At 72.0% G+C, this 21,745-nt stretch carries 19 protein-coding genes and 1 tRNA gene; 7 read left to right on the top strand and 13 right to left on the bottom strand.

Features of this window, described 5'->3' with window-relative positions; translation table 11 throughout:
* Positions 1 to 57 precede the first annotated feature (57 nt).
* Together AB0G17_RS22340 and AB0G17_RS22335 are read right to left on the bottom strand one after the other, a co-directional pair.
* The gene (locus AB0G17_RS22340; RefSeq protein WP_361385410.1) at positions 58 to 2,265 is read right to left on the bottom strand and encodes a restriction endonuclease; all 2,208 of its coding nucleotides are present in this window, start codon (positions 2,263 to 2,265) and stop codon (positions 58 to 60) included.
* A 157-nt stretch (positions 2,266 to 2,422) separates the two neighbouring features.
* Positions 2,423 to 2,499: transfer RNA gene (locus AB0G17_RS22335), tRNA-Thr, on the bottom strand.
* A gap of 216 nt (positions 2,500 to 2,715) precedes the next feature.
* On the opposite strand from AB0G17_RS22335, the gene ugpC reads away from it, so the two are divergent.
* From ugpC to AB0G17_RS22320, 3 genes are all read left to right on the top strand, one after another.
* Positions 2,716 to 3,852: a sn-glycerol-3-phosphate ABC transporter ATP-binding protein UgpC gene (gene ugpC / locus AB0G17_RS22330; RefSeq protein ID WP_361385407.1), complete on the top strand. Its 1,137-nt coding sequence runs from the start codon at positions 2,716 to 2,718 to the stop codon at positions 3,850 to 3,852.
* A gap of 235 nt (positions 3,853 to 4,087) precedes the next feature.
* On the top strand, positions 4,088 to 4,498 hold the full coding sequence (locus AB0G17_RS22325; protein ID WP_361385404.1) for a hypothetical protein: 411 nt from the start codon (positions 4,088 to 4,090) through the stop codon (positions 4,496 to 4,498).
* Between the two features lie 38 nt (positions 4,499 to 4,536).
* On the top strand, positions 4,537 to 5,268 hold the full coding sequence (locus AB0G17_RS22320; RefSeq protein ID WP_361385401.1) for a nucleotidyltransferase family protein: 732 nt from the start codon (positions 4,537 to 4,539) through the stop codon (positions 5,266 to 5,268).
* A 367-nt stretch (positions 5,269 to 5,635) separates the two neighbouring features.
* On the opposite strand, the gene AB0G17_RS22315 is transcribed toward AB0G17_RS22320, so the two are convergent.
* The 6 genes from AB0G17_RS22315 to AB0G17_RS22290 form a co-directional block, all read right to left on the bottom strand.
* Positions 5,636 to 7,192 carry a DoxX family membrane protein gene (locus tag AB0G17_RS22315; RefSeq protein WP_361385398.1) on the bottom strand — a complete coding sequence of 519 codons (1,557 nt, stop codon included), beginning with the start codon at positions 7,190 to 7,192 and terminating at the stop codon, positions 5,636 to 5,638.
* A gap of 109 nt (positions 7,193 to 7,301) precedes the next feature.
* A complete protein-coding gene (gene rlmB / locus AB0G17_RS22310; RefSeq protein ID WP_361385395.1) occupies positions 7,302 to 8,261 on the bottom strand; it encodes a 23S rRNA (guanosine(2251)-2'-O)-methyltransferase RlmB in 960 nt (319 codons plus the stop codon).
* 119 nt (positions 8,262 to 8,380) lie between these two features.
* Complete coding sequence (cysS, locus tag AB0G17_RS22305) at positions 8,381 to 9,778, bottom strand: cysteine--tRNA ligase (RefSeq protein WP_361385392.1); 1,398 nt, start codon at positions 9,776 to 9,778, stop codon at positions 8,381 to 8,383.
* A 134-nt stretch (positions 9,779 to 9,912) separates the two neighbouring features.
* Entirely contained in the window at positions 9,913 to 10,461 is a 549-nt protein-coding gene (ispF, locus tag AB0G17_RS22300; protein ID WP_361385389.1) for a 2-C-methyl-D-erythritol 2,4-cyclodiphosphate synthase, read from the bottom strand.
* Positions 10,451 to 11,188: a 2-C-methyl-D-erythritol 4-phosphate cytidylyltransferase gene (gene ispD / locus AB0G17_RS22295; RefSeq protein WP_361385386.1), complete on the bottom strand. Its 738-nt coding sequence runs from the start codon at positions 11,186 to 11,188 to the stop codon at positions 10,451 to 10,453. The genes ispF and ispD overlap by 11 nt, the downstream gene beginning before the upstream one ends.
* Positions 11,189 to 11,435: 247 nt before the next feature.
* Positions 11,436 to 11,918 (bottom strand): CarD family transcriptional regulator, encoded by a 483-nt coding sequence (locus AB0G17_RS22290; RefSeq protein ID WP_003953493.1) that lies wholly within the window; start codon positions 11,916 to 11,918, stop codon positions 11,436 to 11,438.
* A gap of 628 nt (positions 11,919 to 12,546) precedes the next feature.
* Between AB0G17_RS22290 and AB0G17_RS22285 the strand changes: the two genes are divergently transcribed.
* Positions 12,547 to 13,218 carry a DUF461 domain-containing protein gene (locus tag AB0G17_RS22285; RefSeq protein ID WP_361385383.1) on the top strand — a complete coding sequence of 224 codons (672 nt, stop codon included), beginning with the start codon at positions 12,547 to 12,549 and terminating at the stop codon, positions 13,216 to 13,218.
* A 116-nt stretch (positions 13,219 to 13,334) separates the two neighbouring features.
* On the opposite strand, the gene AB0G17_RS22280 is transcribed toward AB0G17_RS22285, so the two are convergent.
* Positions 13,335 to 14,015: a response regulator transcription factor gene (locus AB0G17_RS22280; RefSeq protein ID WP_017242433.1), complete on the bottom strand. Its 681-nt coding sequence runs from the start codon at positions 14,013 to 14,015 to the stop codon at positions 13,335 to 13,337.
* On the bottom strand, positions 14,012 to 15,289 hold the full coding sequence (locus AB0G17_RS22275) for an ATP-binding protein (protein WP_361385380.1): 1,278 nt from the start codon (positions 15,287 to 15,289) through the stop codon (positions 14,012 to 14,014). The genes AB0G17_RS22280 and AB0G17_RS22275 overlap by 4 nt, the downstream gene beginning before the upstream one ends.
* A gap of 208 nt (positions 15,290 to 15,497) precedes the next feature.
* On the opposite strand from AB0G17_RS22275, the gene phoU reads away from it, so the two are divergent.
* A complete protein-coding gene (phoU, locus tag AB0G17_RS22270; RefSeq protein ID WP_361385377.1) occupies positions 15,498 to 16,178 on the top strand; it encodes a phosphate signaling complex protein PhoU in 681 nt (226 codons plus the stop codon).
* A 304-nt stretch (positions 16,179 to 16,482) separates the two neighbouring features.
* On the opposite strand, the gene AB0G17_RS22265 is transcribed toward phoU, so the two are convergent.
* Complete coding sequence (locus AB0G17_RS22265) at positions 16,483 to 17,241, bottom strand: phosphoglyceromutase (RefSeq protein WP_361385374.1); 759 nt, start codon at positions 17,239 to 17,241, stop codon at positions 16,483 to 16,485.
* 203 nt (positions 17,242 to 17,444) lie between these two features.
* Here AB0G17_RS22265 and AB0G17_RS22260 point away from each other — a divergent pair, with 203 nt between their 5' ends.
* Complete coding sequence (locus tag AB0G17_RS22260) at positions 17,445 to 18,719, top strand: MFS transporter (protein ID WP_361385371.1); 1,275 nt, start codon at positions 17,445 to 17,447, stop codon at positions 18,717 to 18,719.
* Between the two features lie 70 nt (positions 18,720 to 18,789).
* Here AB0G17_RS22260 and AB0G17_RS22255 read toward each other — a convergent pair whose 3' ends face one another.
* On the bottom strand, positions 18,790 to 19,281 hold the full coding sequence (locus AB0G17_RS22255) for a YbjN domain-containing protein (RefSeq protein ID WP_361385368.1): 492 nt from the start codon (positions 19,279 to 19,281) through the stop codon (positions 18,790 to 18,792).
* Positions 19,274 to 20,617, bottom strand: coding sequence for a D-inositol-3-phosphate glycosyltransferase (gene mshA, locus AB0G17_RS22250; RefSeq protein WP_361385365.1), 1,344 nt, complete (start codon positions 20,615 to 20,617; stop codon positions 19,274 to 19,276). Before mshA ends, AB0G17_RS22255 begins: the two co-directional genes overlap by 8 nt.
* Before the next feature lie 319 nt (positions 20,618 to 20,936).
* On the opposite strand from mshA, the gene AB0G17_RS22245 reads away from it, so the two are divergent.
* Entirely contained in the window at positions 20,937 to 21,725 is a 789-nt protein-coding gene (locus AB0G17_RS22245; protein ID WP_361385362.1) for a class I SAM-dependent methyltransferase, read from the top strand.
* Positions 21,726 to 21,745 lie beyond the last annotated feature (20 nt).

Here is a 21,745-nt window from a genome sequence, read left to right as displayed (position 1 = left end):
CCCCGGCCCCCCACCCCGCCACCCCCGGAGGGTTTGGGGAAAGGGGCGGGGTGGGGCCTACTCCACCTCTATCCCGAAGTCCCCGATCAGCTCCTCCAAACCGCCCCGGTACCCCCGTCCGCCCACCACGAAGTCCCAGTCGTCGCCCGCGCGGCGCCGGAACGAGCCCAGGACCAGGGCCGTTTCGCCCGCGCGGCCGTCCGAGACCTCCAGCCGGTCCAGTTCCGTGCCGCTCGCGTCGCGCAGGCGGATGCCCGCGTCCGTGAAGCCGGACAGGTCCGCGTCCGGGTTGGCCTCGGGGTCGACCGAGGCGACCAGGACCAGGCGGTCGGCGCGCGGCGGCAGCGCGTCGAACGCCACCCGGACCGCCGCCCGGTCGCCGAGCGCGCCCGGCACCATCCGGACCGAACCCCCGGGAATCTCCCGGTTGTTGAAGAACACGAAGTGGTCGTCGTCGAGCACCCGGTTCCCCGCGCACACCAGCGCGCACACGTCCAGGACGACCGATCCGGTCCAGGTCATGCCCAGGACGTTGAAGTCGGAGTCGGAGTCGGGGTCGGAGTCGGAGTCGATGCCGGGGTGGGGGTCGGAGCCGTAGTCGGAGTCACCGGAGTCGTGCCCCCGCGGCACATCCACCAGCGTGGCCGGGATCATGTCCGGGACCGTGTCCGACGGCCCCCGCTGCCCCGGCACCGGCCGCTCCCCCAGCCGCCCCCGCAGCCCGCACGCGTGCAGCAGGTCCACCAGCTCCGCCCCGGACACCAGGGTCAGCGGCTTGCCCTGGGCGAAGGCGTACGAACCGGGGCCGAAGCCCGATGTCGTCACCAGGACACCCTTGTTGGCCCCGGCGCCCTGGACCGTGCCGTACAGGTCGCGGACGGCCGTCGGCGGCACCGTGTTGCGGTAGCGCTTGACCTGGACGATGATCCGGCCGCCGCTGATCGGGTCGGGGTCCACCGCCTCCACGTCCACCCCGCCGTCGTTGGAGCGCTGCGTCGTCACCGCGTCCATCCCCCGCGCGCGGAACAACTCCGCCACCAGGGACTCGAATTCGATCGGGTCCATCACGAACAGGTCGGGCTCGGTGGAGTGCGCGGAGTCGGCGCCGTGGGTGACCACTCCCGTACCGACGTCGCCCGGGCGGCGCACCGGACGTACCGCGGCCCGCTGGTCGGGGCGGGCCGAGAGCTGGCCGCGCACCGCCTCCACCAGGCAGTCCACCGCGCTCACCTGCGTCAGGTTCAGGCCCTGGAAGGCCGCGCGGTCCACCATCACCGTCGCCAGGAAGATCTCCGCCCGGCGGCCGGTGGCCGGGTCGACGTCGTCCACGAAACCGTTGAGCGCCACCGAGTCCAGTACGCCGAACTCGTCCGCCGCGAACAGGTCCCGCACCACCAGCAGCACGCTCTGCGCCAGCGCGTCCCGGTAGAGCGCGCGCCGCTGGGACACCGGGCGGGGCGACTCGCGCTCCTCGTCCGTACTCGCCACGTACCGTACGGACTTGGCCGCCGGGACCACGTCCAGGGCGGGCAGCTCCCAGTCGAGCACCAGCTGCCGGGCGCCCCGGTCGTACGCGCACGACAGCTGGCGCGGGAAGCCCTCCGGCCACGCCGACGCCGCGTACAGGGCCGCCGAGAAGTACTCCACGACCGCGTCCGGCTCGCCCGCGCGCAAGCTGCCCACCAGCTCGGCCACGCCCGCGTTGTGCCCCCGGACCTCCGCGAGCTGCCCCTGCGCCCACGACTCGTACCGCGCCCGGTAGTCGGCGAGTTGGCGGCGCCGCTCGGTCTCGGCCAGCTGCGCCGCGTCCCAGTCACGCTGGTAGGCGGCCTGCGCCTCCTGCTGGGCGTGGGCGCGGCGGCCCGCCGTCCAGCCGCCGCCCTGGGCCTGGTAGCGCGCCGGGTCCGGCATCGCCACCGGCTGCGCCAGCGCCCCCGGCGCGAACGGCTCGATTCTCTCCTCGCGCAGCAGCGCCGCCGTACGGAACGGGGGCTCGGCGCAGCCCGCCGCCAGCAGCCCCGTCAGCGCCTCCACGCGCGCGTCCAGCTCCTGCGAGCGCAGGCGGGCGTCCGCCTCGCGGCTCTGGCGGTAGGCCGCCCGCTGTTCGCGGTGGATCCTGGCCGCGTCCCGCTCGTACTCCCGCTGCCGGCGCTCCGACTGCCGCTGCTGCTGGACCGACGCCCGGCGCTGGGCCTCCTGCTGGCGCTGCTGCTGCCGCTGCGCCTCCGCCCACACCCCGACCAGCCCGCTGGAACGACGACTCATACGGCTCCCCGGCCCCTTTCCCCGCACACCCCGTGCACACCCGCCCCGGCACGCCCCTGAACACCCCGGCGCGACCCTGAACACCCCTGAACACCCCGGGAAACACAATTGTCCCGGACCAGGGAGGTCCGGGACACGGTGTTACGCGGTGTTTCGGTGGAGCCGCCTGTCGGAATCGAACCGACGACCTCAAGATTACAAGTCAAGCGCTCTAGCCAACTGAGCTAAGGCGGCCGCTCCCCCACCCAGTGAGGGCTCCCCCACGAGTGAGGGCTCCCTCACTCTACACAGAGCACGATCGGGCGCTCCAGGAAGTTCCCCTCTCCCACCTGCTGACAGATCGGACATCGCCGGGTAGCGTCTCGTGCAGCCCACTCAGGTGGACTACACCACTTCTCCCTCTACTCGGATCGTCCGGCACGTTCCTGCCGGTGAAGGGACAGGTCTCCCATGGCCACTGTCACGTTCGACAAGGCGACCCGGATCTACCCGGGCTCCACCAAGCCCGCGGTCGACGGGCTCGAAATCGAGATCGAGGACGGCGAGTTCCTCGTCCTCGTCGGCCCCTCGGGCTGCGGAAAGTCCACCTCCCTGCGGATGCTCGCGGGCCTGGAGGACGTCAACGGCGGAGCGATCCGCATCGGTGACCGCGATGTCACCCACCTCCCGCCGAAGGACCGGGACATCGCCATGGTGTTCCAGAACTACGCGCTCTACCCGCACATGACCGTCGCCGACAACATGGGCTTCGCCCTGAAGATCGCCGGGGTCAACAAGGCGGAGATCCGCAAGAAGGTCGAGGAGGCGGCGAAGATCCTCGACCTCACCGAGTACCTGGACCGCAAGCCCAAGGCGCTCTCCGGCGGCCAGCGCCAGCGCGTCGCCATGGGCCGCGCGATCGTCCGCGAGCCGCAGGTCTTCCTCATGGACGAGCCGCTGTCCAACCTGGACGCCAAGCTCCGTGTCTCGACCCGTACGCAGATCGCCTCGCTCCAGCGCCGCCTCGGCATCACCACGGTGTACGTCACCCACGACCAGGTCGAGGCCATGACGATGGGCGACCGGGTCGCGGTCCTCAAGGACGGCCTCCTCCAGCAGGTGGACAGCCCCCGCAACATGTACGACCGCCCGGCCAACCTCTTCGTCGCGGGCTTCATCGGCTCCCCCGCCATGAACCTCGTCGAGGTCCCGATCACCGACGGCGGCGTGAAGTTCGGCAACAGCGTGGTGCCGGTGAGCCGTGAGGCGCTGGCCGCGGCCGCCGACCGGGGCGACCGCACGGTCACCGTCGGCGTGCGCCCCGAGCACTTCGACATCGTCGAGCACAACGGCGGCGTGGCGAAGTCCCTCACGAAGGACTCCGACGCCGAGCCCGCGGGCCTGGCCGTCACGGTGAACGTGGTGGAGGAGCTCGGCGCCGACGGCTACGTCTACGGCACGGCCGAGGTCGGCGGCGAGCAGAAGGACCTCGTGGTCCGCGTGAACGGCCGCTCGGTCCCGGAGAAGGGCACCCAGCTCCACGTGGTCCCGCGCCCCGGCGAGACGCATGTCTTCTCGACCTCGACGGGCGAGCGCCTCAGCGACTGACGTACGGCGGCACGTCAGCCGGCCCCGCACCCACCTACCGGGGTGCGGGGCTTTCCCTTGTGGCGGGGCCTGCCCCCGGGAGGTCTGTCCCCCGGGGGCTGTCGACAAATACCCCGGCAGACCGGCCATTTCGAACTGCGTTCGTCAACACGGGATTCGAAACGCCGCCTCGAACCATCCCTCGACCGGGTGACTAAGTGTCGCCAAATCATTACCCCCCGCTACGCTCGCCTCCGTGACGCACACAGCCCGCCGAATCGGCCGCACCCTAGCTCTCGTCCTGCCCGTCGTCCTGGTCCTCTCCGGGACGCTCGCGGTCACCCGGGTCAACTGGGCCGGGACCAGCGGCTCGCAGCTGCTGACCGCCTCCTCCCAGGACGTCTCCGTACGCGCGAAGCCACGCGCTCCACAGGACGTCCTGCGCGACGCGCTCCTCGTCGAACTCCAGGAGAGGGGCCCCGGAACCGCCCTCACCCACCTCCAGCGCGAGGTGGAGCAGCGCCCCTCGCTCGCCCGGCACTGCATGTCGATCGCGCGGGCGCTCGGGCGGGCCGCCGTGGAGCACTACGGCCCCGTGAAGGCCCAGTCGTACTCGCGCCCCGTCTGTGACACGTCGTTCGCGTCGGGTGTGGCTCAGGAGTCCTGAGCGCCGGCGCCCGCGGCGCACGGCATATCGTTCACCGCATGACTGCGAGCACGACTTCGACCTTCCCGACGCAGGCCGTGGTCCTGGCGGGCGGCCAGGGCTCACGACTGCGTCCGTACACCGACGACCGCCCCAAGCCGATGGTCGAGATCCCGGGCACCGGGACCCCGATCATCGGCCATCAGCTCGCCTGGCTGGCCGCGGAGGGCGTCACCGACGCCGTGATCTCTTGCGGCCATCTCGCCGGTGTGCTCCAGGAGTGGCTGGACTCGGCGGATCTGCCGCTGCGGGTCACGACGGTCGTCGAGAGCGAGCCGCTGGGGCGGGGCGGCGGCCTCAAGTACGCGGCCGCGCACCTGCCGCATCCCGATCGGCCGTGGTACGCCACGAACGGTGACATCTGGACGCGGTTCTCCCTGCGGGAGATGGCGTCCTTCCACGGGGAGCGCGACGCCACGGCCACGCTGGCCCTGGCCCGGCCCCGGATCCCGTGGGGCGCCGTCGAGACGGACGCCTTCGGCCACATCACGGACTTCATCGAGTCCCCGCCGTCGCCGTATCTGATCAACGCGGGCGTGTACGTCTTCTCCTCCGCCTTCACCGCTCTCCTCCCGGACCGGGGCGACCACGAGCGCACCACGTTCCCGCGCCTGGCCCGCGAGCGGCGCCTGGCCGGGTATCCGCTGCCGCACGGGGCGTACTGGCGGGCGATCGACACGGCGAAGGACCTGACGGAGGCGGCCAAGGAACTGGCGGCGGCCCGCCACTGAGGGTCTCTCCCGGGGGCTGCGCCCCCGGCCCCCGTTTGCGGGGGCTCCGGCCCCCTACACCCCTTCACGGGGCCTGCGGCCCCGGCCCCCGTGTTCGTCTGCGGACCGTGCTGGGCTGGTCGCGCAGTTCCCCGCGCCCCTTAAATGCCGCTGCGCGGCATCCCAGGGGCGCGGGGCTGTGACATGTGCGGCTCCGCCGCGTCGGCGCGAGCAGCAGGGTGCGCCCCGGAGGGGCGCTTTTAGGGGCGCGGGGAACTGCGCGACCAGCCCCCCACCGGGTCGCAGACGAATAAGGGGCCCGGGGGCGAAGCCCCGGGTAGCCCACACCGCACACGGGGCCGCGGGCGAAGCCCCCGGGGGGGCCGCGTCAGCCCAGGAGGCCGCCGATCGGGTTTCGGTTACCGCTCGTCGTGCCCGACCCCCCCGACGGAGTCGACGCGCCGCCCGTCGACGTCGGCCCGGAGCTCGTCGACGGCGGCGCCGCCGGCGCCCGGTGGCGGGACGGCGCCGGCTTGTGCCCCGTCGTCCCCTGGGACGTCTGGCTCGGCACACCCCCGACCGTCCCGGACTCCCGTACGGCCTTGGAGGACGCCCGCTTCGACGGCTTCGCCGACGGCTTGGCCGACCCGCTCACGGACGGCTTGGGCGAGCCGGGGCGGCGCGCCGCCGGGGTGTGCGGCGCGGGCGCCAGCGGAGTGCCCGGGAGGTAGTTGGTCGGGTCGGAGTGGGGACCCGGCACCGTCACCATCTCGGTGGAGCGCACCGCGCCGCCCAGCAGCGAGCCGATCAGCAGGGTCAGCCCGACCACCACGGTCGCCATCACCGTGCCCCGCCGCAGCACCCGCCGCCGCAGCTCCCACAGCGTGGAGCGCGGGCCGAGGCGGCGCCAGGCCTCGCCGGAGAGGCGGGCGTCCAGCGAGTAGACGGGCGCGCCCGCCGTGATCAGGGGGGACCAGGCGGCGAGGTAGATGAAGTCCGGCGCGTCGTACGCCGGGACCGTCTGCCAGCTCACCGTCAGCAGCAGCGCCGCCGACAGCAGCGCCCCGAACACCGCCGCCACCCGCTGCCACAGGCCCAGCATGGTCAGCACGCCCACCACGATCTGGAGGAAGGCCACCGACAGGCCCGCCCCGACCGGGTGCTGGAGCGCGAAGGTGCGCAGCGGCTCGGCGAGGGCCCACGGGTGCAGCGAGTTCAGCCACTTCATCATCGAGCCGCGCTCGCCGCCGTCGAAGTAGACGGGGTCGCAGAGCTTGCCCATCCCCGCGTACACGGAGATGAAGCCGAGGAAGACGCGCAGCGGGAGGAGGACCACGCCGAGGTTCATCCGGCGGCCCGGGTAGTACGCGTGCCGCACCTGGTCCGCGGCGTGCCGCTGGCCGCGAGCGTCGGAGCCGTCGTGGCTGTCGAAGCCGTCGTGGCCGTCGCGTCCCTGGGAGCCGTCGTCCTCGTAGCCCCGCTCGAACTCGTCGAACTCGCCGTCCCGGTACGCACCCTGGCGCACCGCCTGGAGCAGCGCCCTGTCCGCGCCGCCGGTGGAGTCCCCGAGCGGCGAGCGCGGGCCCACCACCACCGGCGTCGGCCTGGTGTCCTCGTCGACGCGCGGGATGACCTGGGTGGCGCCCCGCTGCAGCGACGCGCCCGGCGCGTCCAGGCCGCGCACCGCCTGCAGCAGGCCGGTCGCCCCGGGCGCCGCCCGGCCGCTCCACACCACCGGGGCCCTGCGGCGCGCGGCGCCCCCGGCGGCGGCCGGCAGCCGCGCCGGATCCGCCAGGGAGCGCCTCGGCTGGGCCTTCGGGGCGAAATGCACCCGGAAACTGGCGTGGTTGACGATGACCTGCGCGGGGTCGGAGTCCACCTTGACCATACTCAGGGCAGGCTGATCATCGAACCCGGGCCGGGGCGTTCTGGTGTCCACACTCATCTAACCGAGTGACGGAGCTTTAGGACACTGCCTTGACGGGGATCGGTCTGTCGGGGGCCCGTCAAGATCACCTACACCGGACGGGCCCCGGCCGCGTACCGGCCGGGCGTCAGCCCTTGCGGCGGCGCGCCGCCTCGTACAGGACGATGCCCGCCGCGACACCGGCGTTCAGCGACTCGGCGCCGCCCGGCATCGAGATGCGCACCCGGTAGTCGCAGGTCTCGCCAACGAGACGGCCCAGGCCCTTGCCCTCGCTGCCGATGACGATGACGACCGGACCCGCCAGCGCCTCCAGCTGCTCGACCGTGTGCTCGCCGTCGGCCGCCAGGCCCACGATCGTGACGCCGGCCTTCTTGTAGTCCTCCAGCGCGCGGGTCAGGTTGGTGACGCGCGAGACCGGCGTACGGGCCGCGGTGCCCGCCGAGGACTTCCAGGCGCCGGCCGTCATGCCGGCCGCGCGGCGCTCGGGCACGACCACGCCGTGTCCGCCGAAGGCGGAGGTGGAGCGGACGATCGCGCCGAGGTTGCGCGGGTCGGTGACGCCGTCGAGGGCGACGATCAGCGGCTCGTCGTGGTTGTCGTACGCCGCCTCCAGGAGGTCCTGCGGGTGCGCGTACTCGTACGGCGGGACCTGGAGGACCAGGCCCTGGTGGTTGAGCCCGTTGGTCATCCGGTCGAGCTCGGCGCGCGGGGCTTCCATCAGGTTGATGTTGCCGCGCTCGCCCGCGAGCTGGAGCGCCTCGCGCACCCGCTCGTCGTTGTCGATGTACTGCTGTACGTACAGTGTGGTCGCCGGGACGCCGTCGCGCAGCGCCTCGAAGACCGGGTTGCGGCCGACGACCATCTCGGACGTGCCCTTCGGGCCGCCGCGGCGCGGGGCCGGGCGGCGGGTCGCCGCCTGCTTGGCCTTGGCGGTGGCGATGCGGTTCTTCTTGTGCTTCTTGCGGTCCTCGGCCTTGGGCGTGGGCCCCTTGCCCTCCAGGCCCCGGCGCCGCTGGCCACCGCTGCCGACCGTCGCGCCCTTCTTGTTGGACGTGCGGCGGTTCCTGCGCTGGCTGTTCCCGGCCATGACCTACCTGTTTCCGTGATTTAGCGACCTACGGGGCGTCGCTGCGTCCGTGGGTCCTGCGTACGTACGTATATGAAGTGTGCCGCCCAGTCGCCCGGGCGGCACATCGCGCTTCCCCGTCAGCGGGGGCCGAGGGTCCAGCGGGGGCCGCTGGGGCTGTCCTCGATGACCAGGCCGGACTGGGTCAGCTGGTCGCGGATGGTGTCCGCGGTGGCCCAGTCCTTGCGGGCGCGGGCCGCCTCGCGCTGTTCCAGCACCAGCCGTACGAGCGTGTCGACGGCCCCGTGCAGATCGTCGCCGCGGTCGGCCTCGCCCGCCCAGTGGGCGTCCAGCGGGTCCAGACCGAGGACGCCGAGCATCGCACGGACCTCGGCGAGCCGGGCGACGGCCTCGTCCTTGTCGTCGGCGGCCAGCGCGCTGTTGCCCTGGCGGACCGTGGTGTGGACGATCGCGAGGGCCTGCGGGACGCCCAGGTCGTCGTCCATCGCCTCGGCGAACGCGGGCGGCACCTCGGCGGCGGGCTCGACCACTCCCCCGGCCTTCTCGGCGACGCGCTGGACGAAGCCCTCGATGCGCGCGAACGCCGACTCGGCCTCGCGCAGGGCCTCCTCGCTGTACTCGATGGTCGAGCGGTAGTGCGGGGTGCCGAGGTAGTAGCGCAGGACGATCGGGCGCCACTGCCTGACCATGTCGGAGACGAGGACCGAGTTGCCGAGCGACTTGGACATCTTCTCGCCGGACATGGTGACCCAGGCGTTGTGCATCCAGTACGCGGCGAAGTCGTCGCCGAAGGCCTTGGCCTGGGCGATCTCGTTCTCGTGGTGCGGGAAGATCAGGTCGCGCCCGCCGCCGTGGATGTCGAAGGCGCTGCCCAGGTACTTGTGGGCCATCGCCGAGCACTCCAGGTGCCAGCCGGGACGGCCGCGCCCCCAGGGCGTCTCCCAGTCGGGCTCGCCCGGCTTGGTCGCCTTCCACATGGCGAAGTCGCGGGGGTCGCGCTTGCCCGCGACGCCCTCGTCGGGCTGGCGCAGGTCGTCGATGTCCTGGTTGGACAGCTCCAGGTAGCCCGGGAAGGAGCGCACGTCGAAGTACACGCTGCCGTCCGCCACATACGCGTGACCGCGCTCGATCAGCCCGCGCATCATCTCGATCATCTCCGGCACGTGTCCGGTCGCGCGCGGCTCGTAGGTGGGCGGCAGGCAACCCAGCGCCTCGTAGCCGTCGTTGAAGGCGCGCTCGTTCTCGTACCCGATCGACCACCAGGGGCGGCCCTGCTCGGCTGACTTCGTGATGATCTTGTCGTCGATGTCGGTGACGTTGCGGACGAACGTGACGTCGTAGCCGCGGTATTGGAACCAGCGGCGCGCGATGTCGAAGTTGAGGTAGGAGCGGACGTGCCCGATGTGCGGGGCGGCCTGCACGGTCGCGCCACAGAGGTAGATCGAGACACAGCCCGGCACGAGCGGGGTGAAATCACGGATCTGCCGGGCGCTGGTGTCGTACAGGCGAATAGTCACCACTCCAGGGTAGTGGGCCCGTAGCAGTGCCCCGCGACCCTTGGGCCACGGGGCACAGAAGTGTGACAGAAGCTTTTCCGGCGGGCTTTGCGGCGAACTTCCGGCCGACTTTTCCGGCTGCCGCCGGAACGGATTCATCCGGTCCGGTACACCAGCGCCGTGGCGATCGCCGCGAGGCCGTCGCCGCGGCCGGGGAAGCCGAGGCCGTCGGTGGTGGCGCCGGAGACCGAGACCGGCGCGCCGACCGCGTCCGAGAGCACCTTCTGCGCCTCGTCGCGCCGCTTGCCGATCTTGGGGCGCGGGCCGACCACCTGGACGGCCACGTTGCCGATGCCGAAGCCCTCGGCGCGGACGATCCGGGCCGCCTCGGTGAGCAGCGTGACGCCGGACGCGCCGGACCACTCGGGGCGTCCGGTGCCGAAGTGGGCGCCGAGGTCGCCGAGGCCGGCCGCGGAGAACAGCGCGTTGCAGGCGGCGTGCGCGACGACGTCGGCGTCGGAGTGGCCCGCGAGGCCGGGCCCCTCGTCCTGCCAGAGCAGGCCCGCGCACCACAGCTCGCGGCCCTCCTCGAAGGCGTGGATGTCGGTGCCGATGCCGACCTGCGGCAATACCGGTCCCTGGCTGCCGCCCGGGGCCGGGGCCGCCTGGTTCGCCCGGGTCGCCGGCGGCTGCTCAGAAGCCATCGTTCGCCCTCCTGCGGGCCAGGACCGCCTCCGCCAGGACCAGGTCCAGCGGGCGGGTGACCTTGAAGGCCTCCTCGTGGCCGGGCACGACCACGACCTTCAGGCCGAGCCGCTCGACCATGGACGCGTCGTCCGTGACGTCGCCGGTGACGCTCTCGTGGGCGCGCACCAGCGTGGCGTGGTCGAAGCCCTGCGGGGTCTGGACGGCGCGCAGCCGGGAGCGGTCGGGCGTGGCGAGGACCGGCTCCGGGGTGCCGTCGGCGCGCGGCTCGACCTCCTTGACGGTGTCGGCGAGCGGCAGCGCGGGGACGACGGCCGGGGCCCCGTCCCGTACGGCCTCGATCACCGCGTCGACGGTGTCGACCGGCACCAGCGGGCGGGCCGCGTCGTGGACGAGGACCACGTCGATGCCCTGCGGCAGCGCGTCCAGGCCGAGCCGGACGGACTCCTGGCGGGTCTCGCCGCCGGGCACCACGACGAAGTCCGTGCGCTCCGGCAGGGCGTGCTCGGCCAGCAGGTTCTTCACCTCGGTGGCGCCGTCCGGCGGGGCCACGACGACGACGAGCGAGACGGCGCGGGAGGCGGCCATCGCCCGTACGGCGTGGATGAGCATGGGCGTGCCGTTCAGCGTGCGGAGCGCCTTGGGGGCGCCCGGGCCGAGCCGCACGCCGCGACCGGCCGCGGGGATCACGGCGGCGGTGCGGAAAACGCGCGTTTCCTCAGACAAGGTTTGTGTCCTTCGGGGACATGGGTATGGCCTCAGCAAGCTGGGCGCGACGCCCTGACCGGCCCCTTCCGTGACGACCGGTCGGGCGCTCTGCCCGGCCCGGCACGCCGCTGCGGGTGCCGTGCGTACGAATGATGTCCGAACATGCCGCAGCGCCCGGCGACACAGCAGTAGGATCACTGCTGGTCAGCGGGCACCGCGGCAATTGCTGGTCCTCCGGGAGGCGAAGCCCCCGGACTCACCAGTGTCAGGACGCGAGGACCTCGTCGAGAAGGGCCTCGGCCTTGTCTTCGTTGGTGTTCTCAGCGAGTGCCAGCTCGCTCACCAGGATCTGCCGCGCCTTGGCGAGCATGCGCTTCTCACCTGCGGAGAGTCCGCGCTCGCGCTCACGACGCCACAGGTCGCGCACCACTTCGGCGACCTTGATGACATCGCCGGAGGCGAGCTTTTCCAGATTTGCCTTGTAACGACGGGACCAGTTCGTGGGCTCTTCGGCATACGGTGCACGCAGCACCTCGAAGACCCGGTCCAGCCCGTCCTGCCCGACCACATCGCGCACGCCTACGAACTCCGCATTGTCCGCGGGTACGCGCACCGTCAAGTCGCCCTGGGCGACCTTGAGCACCAAGTAGGTCTTGTCCACGCCTTTGATCTGGCGAGTTTCGATGGCCTCGATCAGCGCGGCCCCGTGATGGGGATAGACCACGGTGTCGCCAACCTTGAACGTCATGTGACAGGTACCCCTTCCGTGGCTATCCAGGGTAACACGAGAACAGGCTGTTCTGAATGGCGTTTTCGCAGGTCAGGGCATATCTCGGGGCTTGACAACAGCAACAGGAACGTGCTGCGGAGGGCTCGCGGGAGGGGGTATTCGCAGGTCGGAGCGGCTGTTCGGGGGCAGGGAAACATGCCCGTCACACTCTTCGCAACCCCCCTCAACTGGTCCGAACGTCCCGTTTTGTCTGGTTCCAAGCGGTGGACTTCCACTGCTCCGTTCGGTGATCGGTCACCCGTTCGGCGTGACCGCGACTTTTTCGTGAATTGATCAACGGACCCGGGCCGGGAGGTTTTCGGTAAGGAATACGTGGCGGTCCGGAGAATTGATCACCGGCGATATGTGAACGCCGCGCGAAACTCCGAGATCAGAGCGGGTGCGGACGTCTCACGGGGGTGGAGGTGACGGTTCCGGGAGCACGCTCGGCGGGTGTGCGGGGAACGGCGTACGGGGCCGGGCGCGCCGGAGGGGCCTGAGGGGCGGGTCGGGTGCGGGGTCGCGAGGACGGCTCGGTAACCTAAGCCAGCTGACACAGACTTAGCCGTCCTTTAGATGTCCTTACGTCCAAGGAGTTGCCGCCGCCGTGAGCCGCAGCCTTCGACGCGGCGCCCTCGCCGCCTCTGCCATCGCGTTCTCGCTCGCCTCTCTCGCCGCCTGCTCGGCGGGCAACGACGCGCAGACGCTCGAAGTGAAGCCGGACAACGCCGCCGTCAAGGTGGGTGACATCAAGATCCAGAACGCGACCGTCATCACGCAGCCCAAGGCCGACGCGGCCGGGCCCGCCGTGATCACGGCGACCGTGTTCAACAACGGCGACAAGCCGCAGACGCTCGACGGGGTCAAGCTCGCGTCCTCCGGCGCCACGGTGAAGCTCTCCCCCGGCAAGGGGAAGAGCGGACTCACCGTCCCCGCGCACGGCTCGCTGGTCCTGGGCGGCAAGGACAACGCGTCCGCCGTGGTGGAGAACGGCAAGGAGGCCGCCAAGAACGGCGACGCCCAGCCCGTCACCTTCCAGCTGAGCAAGACCGGCGAGGTGACGCTGCGCGCGTACGTGGTCCCCTCCACCAGCTACTTCGAGGGCTACGGCCCCAGCGAGGCCCCCAAGTCCCCGGAGGCAACGCCGGGCGCGCCGGGCGGAGCCCCGTCCACGACGCCGGGCGCCCCCGAGAGCGGCAAGCCCTCGGGCAAGCCCTCGAACACCCCGGCCAAGGGCGGCAAGCCGTCGGGCGGCGCGAGCACGGGCGCGGCCCACTGACGCAGGCGGGCAGTAGACGAGGAGGGGCCCCGGACGATGTCCGGGGCCCCTCCTCGTATGGTCCGCCGTTCCCTGAACCCTCCGGGGCGGGGCTCCGCAGACGCACGACCTCCGGTTTACGGCTCGAACTTGTAGCCGAGACCCCGCACCGTCACCAGGTAGCGCGGCGCGCCGGGATCGGGCTCGATCTTGGCGCGTAGGCGCTTGACGTGGACGTCGAGGGTCTTGGTGTCGCCGACGTAGTCCGCGCCCCAGACCCGGTCGATCAGCTGCATACGGGTCAGCACGCGGCCCGCGTTGCGCAGCAGCATCTCCAAGAGGTCGAACTCCTTCAGCGGAAGGTCGACCTTGCCGCCGGAGACGGTGACCACGTGGCGGTCCACGTCCATCCGGACCGGGCCGGCTTCCAGGGCCGCCGGAGTGACCTCCTCCGGCTCACCGCGCCGGCGCAGCACCGCGCGGATGCGGGCGACGAGCTCGCGGGAGGAGAAGGGCTTGGTGACGTAGTCGTCGGCTCCTATTTCGAGGCCCACGACCTTGTCGATCTCGCTGTCCTTGGCGGTCACCATGATCACCGGGACGTTGGAGCGGCCGCGCAGCTGGCGGCAGACCTCCGTGCCGGGCAGCCCCGGCAGCATCAGGTCGAGCAGGACGAGGTCGGCGCCGTTGCGCTCGAACTCGTCCAGCCCGTCGGGCCCGGTGGCCGCCACGGCGACCTCGAATCCTTCTTTGCGGAGCATGTAGGACAGGGCGTCGCTGAACGATTCCTCGTCCTCGACGACGAGCACTCGGGTCACGGAAGGACCTCCGGGGCAGGGGGCACAGTGGTGGAGACGTGCGCGGTGGGGAAGGTGTCGTACGGCGGCTCGTCGACGGGGTCGTCGTCCGGGCCTGCGGGATCGGGTGCGGCGCGGTCCCGTACGGCCCCGGCCTCCGGCAGCCTCAGGGTGAAGGTGGAGCCCTGTCCCTCGGAGCTCCAGACCGTGACCTCCCCGCCGTGCGAGGCGGCCACGTGTTTGACGATGGCCAGGCCCAGGCCCGTACCACCGGTGGCGCGGGAGCGGGCCGGGTCCACGCGGTAGAAGCGCTCGAAGACGCGCTCCCGGTCCTTCTCCGAGATGCCTATGCCCTGGTCGGTCACGGCTATCTCGATCAGGTCCCCGCCGGGCGCGGCGACGCGGCGGCCCGCGATGCCGACCCTGGTCCTGGCCGGGGAGTAGTTGACGGCGTTCTCGACGAGGTTGCCGAGGGCGGCGGCGAGCTGGCCGCGGTTGCCCCAGACGTAGAGGTCCGCCGTGCCGCCCGCGGCCATCGTGATCTGTTTGGTGGAGGCGGGGTGGCGGGAGCGGTCGATGGCCTCGGCCACCAGCTCGTCGACCCGGACCGGCTCGGCGTCGTCCAGCGGGTGGTCGTTCTGGACCCGGGACAGGTCGATGAGCTCCTGGACCAGATTGGTCAGCCGGTTGGCCTCGATCTGCATGCGGCCCGCGAACCGGGTGATCGCCTCGGGGTCGTCCGAGGCGTCCATGACGGCCTCGGAGAGCAGCGAGAGCGCGCCGACCGGCGTCTTGAGCTCATGGCTGACGTTGGCGACGAAGTCGCGCCGGACCGCCTCGATGCGCCGGGCCTCGGTGAGGTCCTCGACCAGCAGCAGCACCAGGCGCGAGCCGAGGGGCGCCACGCGCGCCGAGACCGCGAGGGCCTCGCCGCGGCCGGTGCCCCGGCGCGGAAGGTCGAGCTCCACCTGCCGTATCTCACCGTCGCGCCGGGTGTCGCGGGCCATGTGGAGCATCGGCTCCACGGCCAGCTTTCCGCCCCTGACCAGCCCCAGGGCGTACGCCGCGGAGCTCGCCTTGACCACCGAGTCGCTCTCGTCGAGCACCACCGCCGAGGAGCGGAGCACCGAGAGCACGGTGTCCACGCCGGGCGGCAGGACCGCGTCCGTGTGCAGGGATGTCCGGGTGGGCCGCGCCTGGTCGCGCTCGCTCCAGCGGAACGCCAGCATGGCGATGACACCGGTGCACAGCCCGGCGATCGCTGCAGCTGCGGCGACCGCCGCGTTCACGTCCATGCATCCAGGTTATGCGGGCCCACCGACACTCTCCCAGCCATCCGGGTGCCTGCTCGAACGTTCGTCGCCCAGAGTTCACCATGGTGATAGTGCCGGTTCACTTGGTGTGGCCGAATCGGACGCGTAACCCACGGAACGTGGGAGCGTGGGGGTCAGGACACCCCGCCTCCCCGGAACATTGCCCGGAGTCATCGAAAGAGGGACACCCATGCGGGACGCGTACCACGAGGAACTTGACTCGATCGGCGAGGGCCTGGTCGAGATGGCCCGCCTTGTCGGGTCGGCGATCGGGCGCGCCACGACGGCCATGCTCGACGCCGACCTCAAGCTCGCCGAGAGTGTGATCGCCGCCGACCAGAAGGTGGACGACCTCCAGCACGACCTTGAGGCCCGGGCGATCGCCCTGCTGGCCCGTCAGCAGCCCGTCGCGACGGACCTCCGCATAGTCGTGACCTCGCTCCGCATGAGCGCCGACCTGGAGCGCTCGGGCGACCTGGCCCAGCACGTCGCCAAGCTGACCCGGCTGCGCTACCCGCAGCGGGCGGTCCCGCACGACCTGCACGCCACCATCCTGGAGATGGGCCAGCTGGCCCAGCGCCTGATGGCCAAGGCCGCCGAGGTGATCATCACCAAGGACGTCGACCTGGCGCTCCAGCTGGAGCAGGACGACGACGAGATGGACCTGCTGCACCGCACGCTCTTCCAGCACCTGATGGACGACCGCTGGAAGCACGGCATCGAGACGGCCGTCGACGTGACGCTGCTCGGCCGCTACTACGAGCGCTTCGCGGACCACGCGGTCTCGGTGGCCAAGCGCGTCGTCTACCTGGTCACGGGCGAGCACGCGGACGAGCTCCAGCAGGCACCGGCGCAGGTCGAGGGCGCGTAGCCCGGGAAGCGGGGGCGCTTCGGGGCACGCACAGCGCGCGAGGTTCACGCGCACGCGCCGTTGATGCGCCTGCCCCCCTGGGCATCCAATGGGGGTGAGGTACGCGTACCCCCAACCCCGGGAGGGACCATGACCGAGACCCCCACTCCGAACGCCTCCGGCTGCCAGTGCGGCCCAGGCTGCTCGTGCGGCTGCCAGTCGGGCGGCTCGTGCCAGTGCGGCGGCGGCTGCGGCTGACAGGTGGACGAGTGGGGCCCGTCCGGAATCCGGACGGGCCCCACTCGTATGTCTTCGTGCGTACCGCTTACTTCTTGCCCTGGTTCTTGACCGCCTCGATCGCCGCCGCGGCCGCGTCCGGGTCGAGGTAGGTGCCGCCGGGCTTGACCGGCTTGAAGTCGGCGTCGAGCTCGTAGACCAGCGGGATGCCCGTCGGGATGTTCAGGCCCGCGATGTCGGCGTCGGAGATGCCGTCGAGGTGCTTGACCAGGGCGCGCAGCGAGTTGCCGTGCGCCGCCACCAGGACCGTGCGGCCCGCGAGCAGGTCCGGGACGATGCCGTCGTACCAGTACGGGAGCATCCGGACCACGACGTCCTTGAGGCACTCCGTGCGCGGGCGCAGCTCCGGCGGGATCGTCGCGTAGCGCGCGTCGTCGGACTGGGAGAACTCGGTGCCGTCCTCAAGGGCCGGCGGCGGGGTGTCGTACGAGCGGCGCCACAGCATGAACTGCTCCTCGCCGAACTCGGCGAGCGTCTGCGCCTTGTCCTTGCCCTGGAGCGCGCCGTAGTGCCGCTCGTTCAGGCGCCAGCTGCGGTGGACCGGGATCCAGTGGCGGTCCGCGGACTCCAGCGCGAGCTGGGCGGTGCGGATGGCGCGCTTCTGGAGGGAGGTGTGCAGCACGTCGGGGAGCAGGCCGGCGTCCTTGAGCAGCTCACCGCCGCGCGCCGCCTCCTTCTCGCCCTTCGGGGTGAGGTTGACGTCCACCCACCCGGTGAACAGGTTCTTCTCGTTCCACTCGCTCTCGCCGTGGCGGAGGAGGATCAGCTTGTACGGTGCGTCGGCCATGCGTCCGAGCGTAATCGACGCGGGGAGGGCCTCGCGCGCGCGGGCGGGAAGGTCGGGCGGGCGTCTCGAACGGTGGACCCCGCGCCCCCGATTGACGGGAAGCGTCAATTCAGTGGCGGGTGGCGAACCCCGCGTCGTAAGTTGCAGACGTTGCCTGCGCCACTTACAGGCACACGCACACGTACACACACTCGGGGGAATCGATGTCCGTCACCAGTCTCAGACGCGCCGCACGGGAAAGCGTCTCAGGTCTGCCCCGGGAGTTCTGGTGGCTGTGGACGAGCACGCTGATCAACCGGCTCGGGGCGTTCGTCGCCACGTTCATGACCCTCTATCTGACCCATGAGCGTGGCTACTCGGCCTCGTACGCGGGCCTGGTGGTCTCCCTGCACGGCCTGGGCGGCGTGGTCTCCTCGCTCGGCGCGGGCGTCCTGACGGACCGGCTCGGCCGCCGCCCCACGATGATGATCGCCCAGACTGCGACGGCCTTCTCGGTGGCACTGCTCGGCTTCATGACCGACCCGGCGGCGATCGTCGCGGTGGCCTTCCTGGTCGGCATGGCCTCCAACGCCTCGCGCCCGGCGGTCCAGGCGATGATGGCGGACATCGTGAAGCCCGAGGACCGGATGCGGGCCTTCTCGCTCAACTACTGGGCGATCAACCTCGGGTTCGCCGTCTCCTCGGCGGGCGCCGGGTTCGTCGCCCAGCACAGCTATCTGGCGGGCTTCCTCGGCGAGGCGGCGATGACCCTGACCTGCGCGGTCCTCGTCTTCCTGAAGCTGCCCGAGTCCCGCCCCGAGGCGACCTCGACGGTACGGGAGCGCGACCGCGAGCCGGAGATCGGCCTCGGCACGGTCTTCCGCGACGGCCGTTTCATGGGCGTGGTCGGCCTGTCCTTCCTCATCTCCCTGATCTTCCAGCAGGGTTACGTCGGACTGCCGGTGGCGATGGGCGCGGACGGCTTCTCCAGCGCGGACTTCGGCCTGGCGATCGCGGTCAACGGCGTACTGATCGTCGCCCTCCAGATCCCGGTCACCCGGGCCATCGAGCACCGCGACCCGCGCCGGCTGCTGATCGTCTCGGCGCTCCTCGCGGGGTACGGCTTCGGGCTGACCGCGTTCGCCGGATCGGTGGCGGTGTACGCGCTGACGATCTGCGTCTGGACGCTGGCCGAGATCGTCAACTCACCTACCCAGACGGGCCTGGTGGTGCGCCTCTCCCCCGTCCACGGCCGAGGCCGCTACCAGGGCGTGTACACGATGTCCTGGTCGGTGGCGGCCCTGGTCGCCCCCCTGCTGTCGGGCTTCGTGGTGGACCACTTCGGGGCGGACTGGCTGTGGGCGGCCTGCGCGGTGCTGGGTACGGTGGCCGCGGCGGGGTACTGGCTGCTGATGCGGGGCCTGACGGATGATCAGGACGTGGTGGCGGGGGTCAGCGCCCCGGAGCGCGCCGAGCCTCGTACGGATTCCGTGGTCTGACCGGCTCCGGCGCCCCGTACGCCTCCACGCGCGCGTGGAGGTCGCCCGCGAAGTGGTTGCCGGTGGCCCGTCAGCGGGCCGGGCGCTGGATCAGGTTCGTGAACGCGTCCAGGTTCCGCGTCGACTCGCCCCGCGACACCCGCCACTCGTACTCGCGCCGGATCGCCGTCGCGAAGCCCAGTTCCAGGAGCGTGTTGAAGGAGCCGTCCGCCTCTTCCAGGACCGTGCCCAGGAGGCGGTCCAGCTCCTCGGGGGTGACGCAGGAGAGCGGGAGCTTGCCCGCCAGGTACACGTCGCCGAGGCTGTCGATCGCGTAACCCACCCCGTACAGCCGCAGATTGCGCTCGAGGAGCCAGCGGTGGACGCCCTGTTCGTTCTCGTCGGGGTGGCGGACGACGAAGGCGTTCACCGACAGGGAGTGGCGGCCCACCCGCAGCGAGCACGTGGTGGAGAGCTTCCGCGTGCCCGGCAGCTTCACGACGTACGAGCCCGGCTCGGGGCACTCCCATTCGAGCTCGGCGTCCTTGAGGTACGAGTCGATCACAGCCAGTGCGTCAGCCATGGTGCGAGCGTACGCGACGGCGGTGTTCGTGCATCGCGGCGGTGTAGACGTCCGCCGTGGCCGAGGCGGCCGTACCCCAGCCGAAGGACTCGGCGTGCCGGGCGGCCGCACCGCCCATCCGGTCCGTCAGCGACGGGTCGTCCAGGAAGCGGCGCAGGGCGCGCGCGTAGTCGGCCGGGTCGTGGCCGGGGATCAGGAAGCCGGTCTCGCCGGAGCGGACCGCGACCGGCAGGCCGCCCACCGAGGCCGCCACCACCGGCGTCCCGGCCGCCTGCGCCTCGATCGCCACCAGGCCGAAGGACTCGCTGTACGAGGGCATGACCAGCACCGACGCGGCACGGAACCAGTCAGCGAGGCGGTCCTGGCCGACCGGCGGGTGGAACCGGACCACGTCCGAGATGCCGAGCCGGGCCGCCAGCTTGTGCAGCCCCTCCGGCTTCGCCAGCCCGCTGCCCGAGGGCCCGCCGATCACCGGGACCACCAGGCGCGAGCGCAGCGACGGGCTCTCGGTGAGCAGCACCGCCACCGCCCGCAGCAGGATGTCGGGCGCCTTCAGCGGCTGGATGCGGCCCGCGAAGAGCGGGATCACGGCGTCCTGCGGCAGGCCGAGCCGGGCGCGGGCCGCCGCCCGGCCGTCCGCCGGACGGAAGCGATCGAGGTTCACGCCGGGGTGGACGACCGCGACCTTGCCGGGGTCGGCGTCGTAGAAGCGGACGAGCTCGTCGGCCTCCTCGGCGGTGTTGGCGATCAGCCGGTCCGCCGCGTCGACGATCTGCGTCTCGCCGATCACCCGGGCCGCGGGCTCGGGCGTGTCGCCCTCGGCGAGCGCGGCGTTCTTGACCTTGGCCATGGTGTGCATGGCGTGCACCAGCGGCACGCCCCAGCGCTGGGCGGCGAGCCAGCCGACGTGGCCGGAGAGCCAGTAGTGGGAGTGGACCAGGTCGTAGTGGCCGGGCCGGTGGCCCGCCCAGGCCTGCATCACACCGTGGGTGAAGGCGCACAGCTGGGCCGGCAGCTCCTCCTTGGCGAGGCCCTCGTACGGGCCCGCGTCCACGTGCCGGACGAGCACGCCCGGCGCCATCTCGACCGTCGGGGCCAGCCCGCCCGTGGTCGCCCGGGTGAAGATCTCGACCTCGATGTTGATCGCGGCGAGCCGCTTGGCGAGCTCCACGATGTAGACGTTCATGCCGCCCGCGTCGCCGGTGCCCGGCTGGTGCAGCGGGGAGGTGTGGACGCTGAGCATCGCGATCCGGCGCGGTCTGCGGTGGCCGCCGGGAAGCCTGAGCCGGGGCGGCCCGGCCAGGGTGCCGGTGAACCGGGACACGTACTGGCTCACGTCGACGTCCTCTCGACCGGGGGCAGGGGCGGGTGGGGCTTGGCGGTGCGCTGGTGGGGCTGGCGGTGCTGGTGGGGGGGGGACGGCTGTCCGGGCGGTGCTGGTGGGGGCGGACGGGCGGTGCTGGCGGTGCGCTGGTGGGGCAGACGGACGGTGTGGCGGGGAGTGCCGGCGGTGCTGGGCATGGCTTGCGGAGGGCACCTGCGCGCCCTCAATGAGCGGTAACCACCGGAACCCTTCCTTTCATTTCCACCTCTCCGCACTTTTGCCGAAAACTTGCCCGCCACCGCCTCTCACCAGGGACGCCTACCCTCGTCCTATGGCTCCACCCAAGCGCCCCGTCGGCACCGTCACGCGCGGCACCACCAATCCCAACCGGCTGCGCCGCATGGACCGCTGGATCGCCGAGGTGCACGGGCCCGCCCTGCGCCGCGCCGAAGCGCCGGTCGCGGTGGACCTGGGGTACGGGGCGGCCCCCTGGACGGCCGTCGAGCTGCTCCAGCGGCTGCGCACCGCCGCGCCCGCCGTGTCGGTGGTGGGCATCGAGATCGAGCCGGCCCGGGTCGCGGCCGCGAAGCCGTACGAGAGGGAGGGCCTCACCTTCGTGCACGGCGGCTTCGAGGTGCCGCTCCCGCACCCGCCGCTGCTGATCCGGGCGGCGAACGTCCTGCGGCAGTACGAGGAGGGCGAGGTCGCGGCGGTGTGGGCGCGGCTGTGCGGGCGGCTGGCGCAGGGCGGCCTGCTGGTCGAGGGCACCTGCGACGAGATCGGGCGGCGGCACGTGTGGGTGGCGCTGGACGCGTCGGGCCCGCGCACGGTGACGTTCGCGACCCGGCTCGGCTCCCTGGAGCGCCCGTCCGACCTGGCCGAGCGGCTGCCGAAGGCGCTGATCCACCGGAACGTGCCGGGCGAGCCGGTCCACGCGTTCCTGCGCGACTTCGACCGGGCGTGGGCGGCGGCGGCCCCGTACGCCTCGCTGGGTGCGCGGCAGCGGTGGATCCGGGCGGTCCGGGACCTGGCGGCGGACTGGCCGCTGCGGGACGGGCCCCGGCGGTGGAGGCAGGGGGAGGTCACGGTGGAGTGGGGGGCGCTGGCGCCACGGGGGTGAGCGGCGGGGGGCGAGGGGCG

The organism is Streptomyces sp. NPDC023838 (assembly GCF_040639555.1).
GTDB lineage: Bacteria > Actinomycetota > Actinomycetes > Streptomycetales > Streptomycetaceae > Streptomyces.
This window is presented reverse-complemented; position numbering and strand designations above follow the sequence as displayed.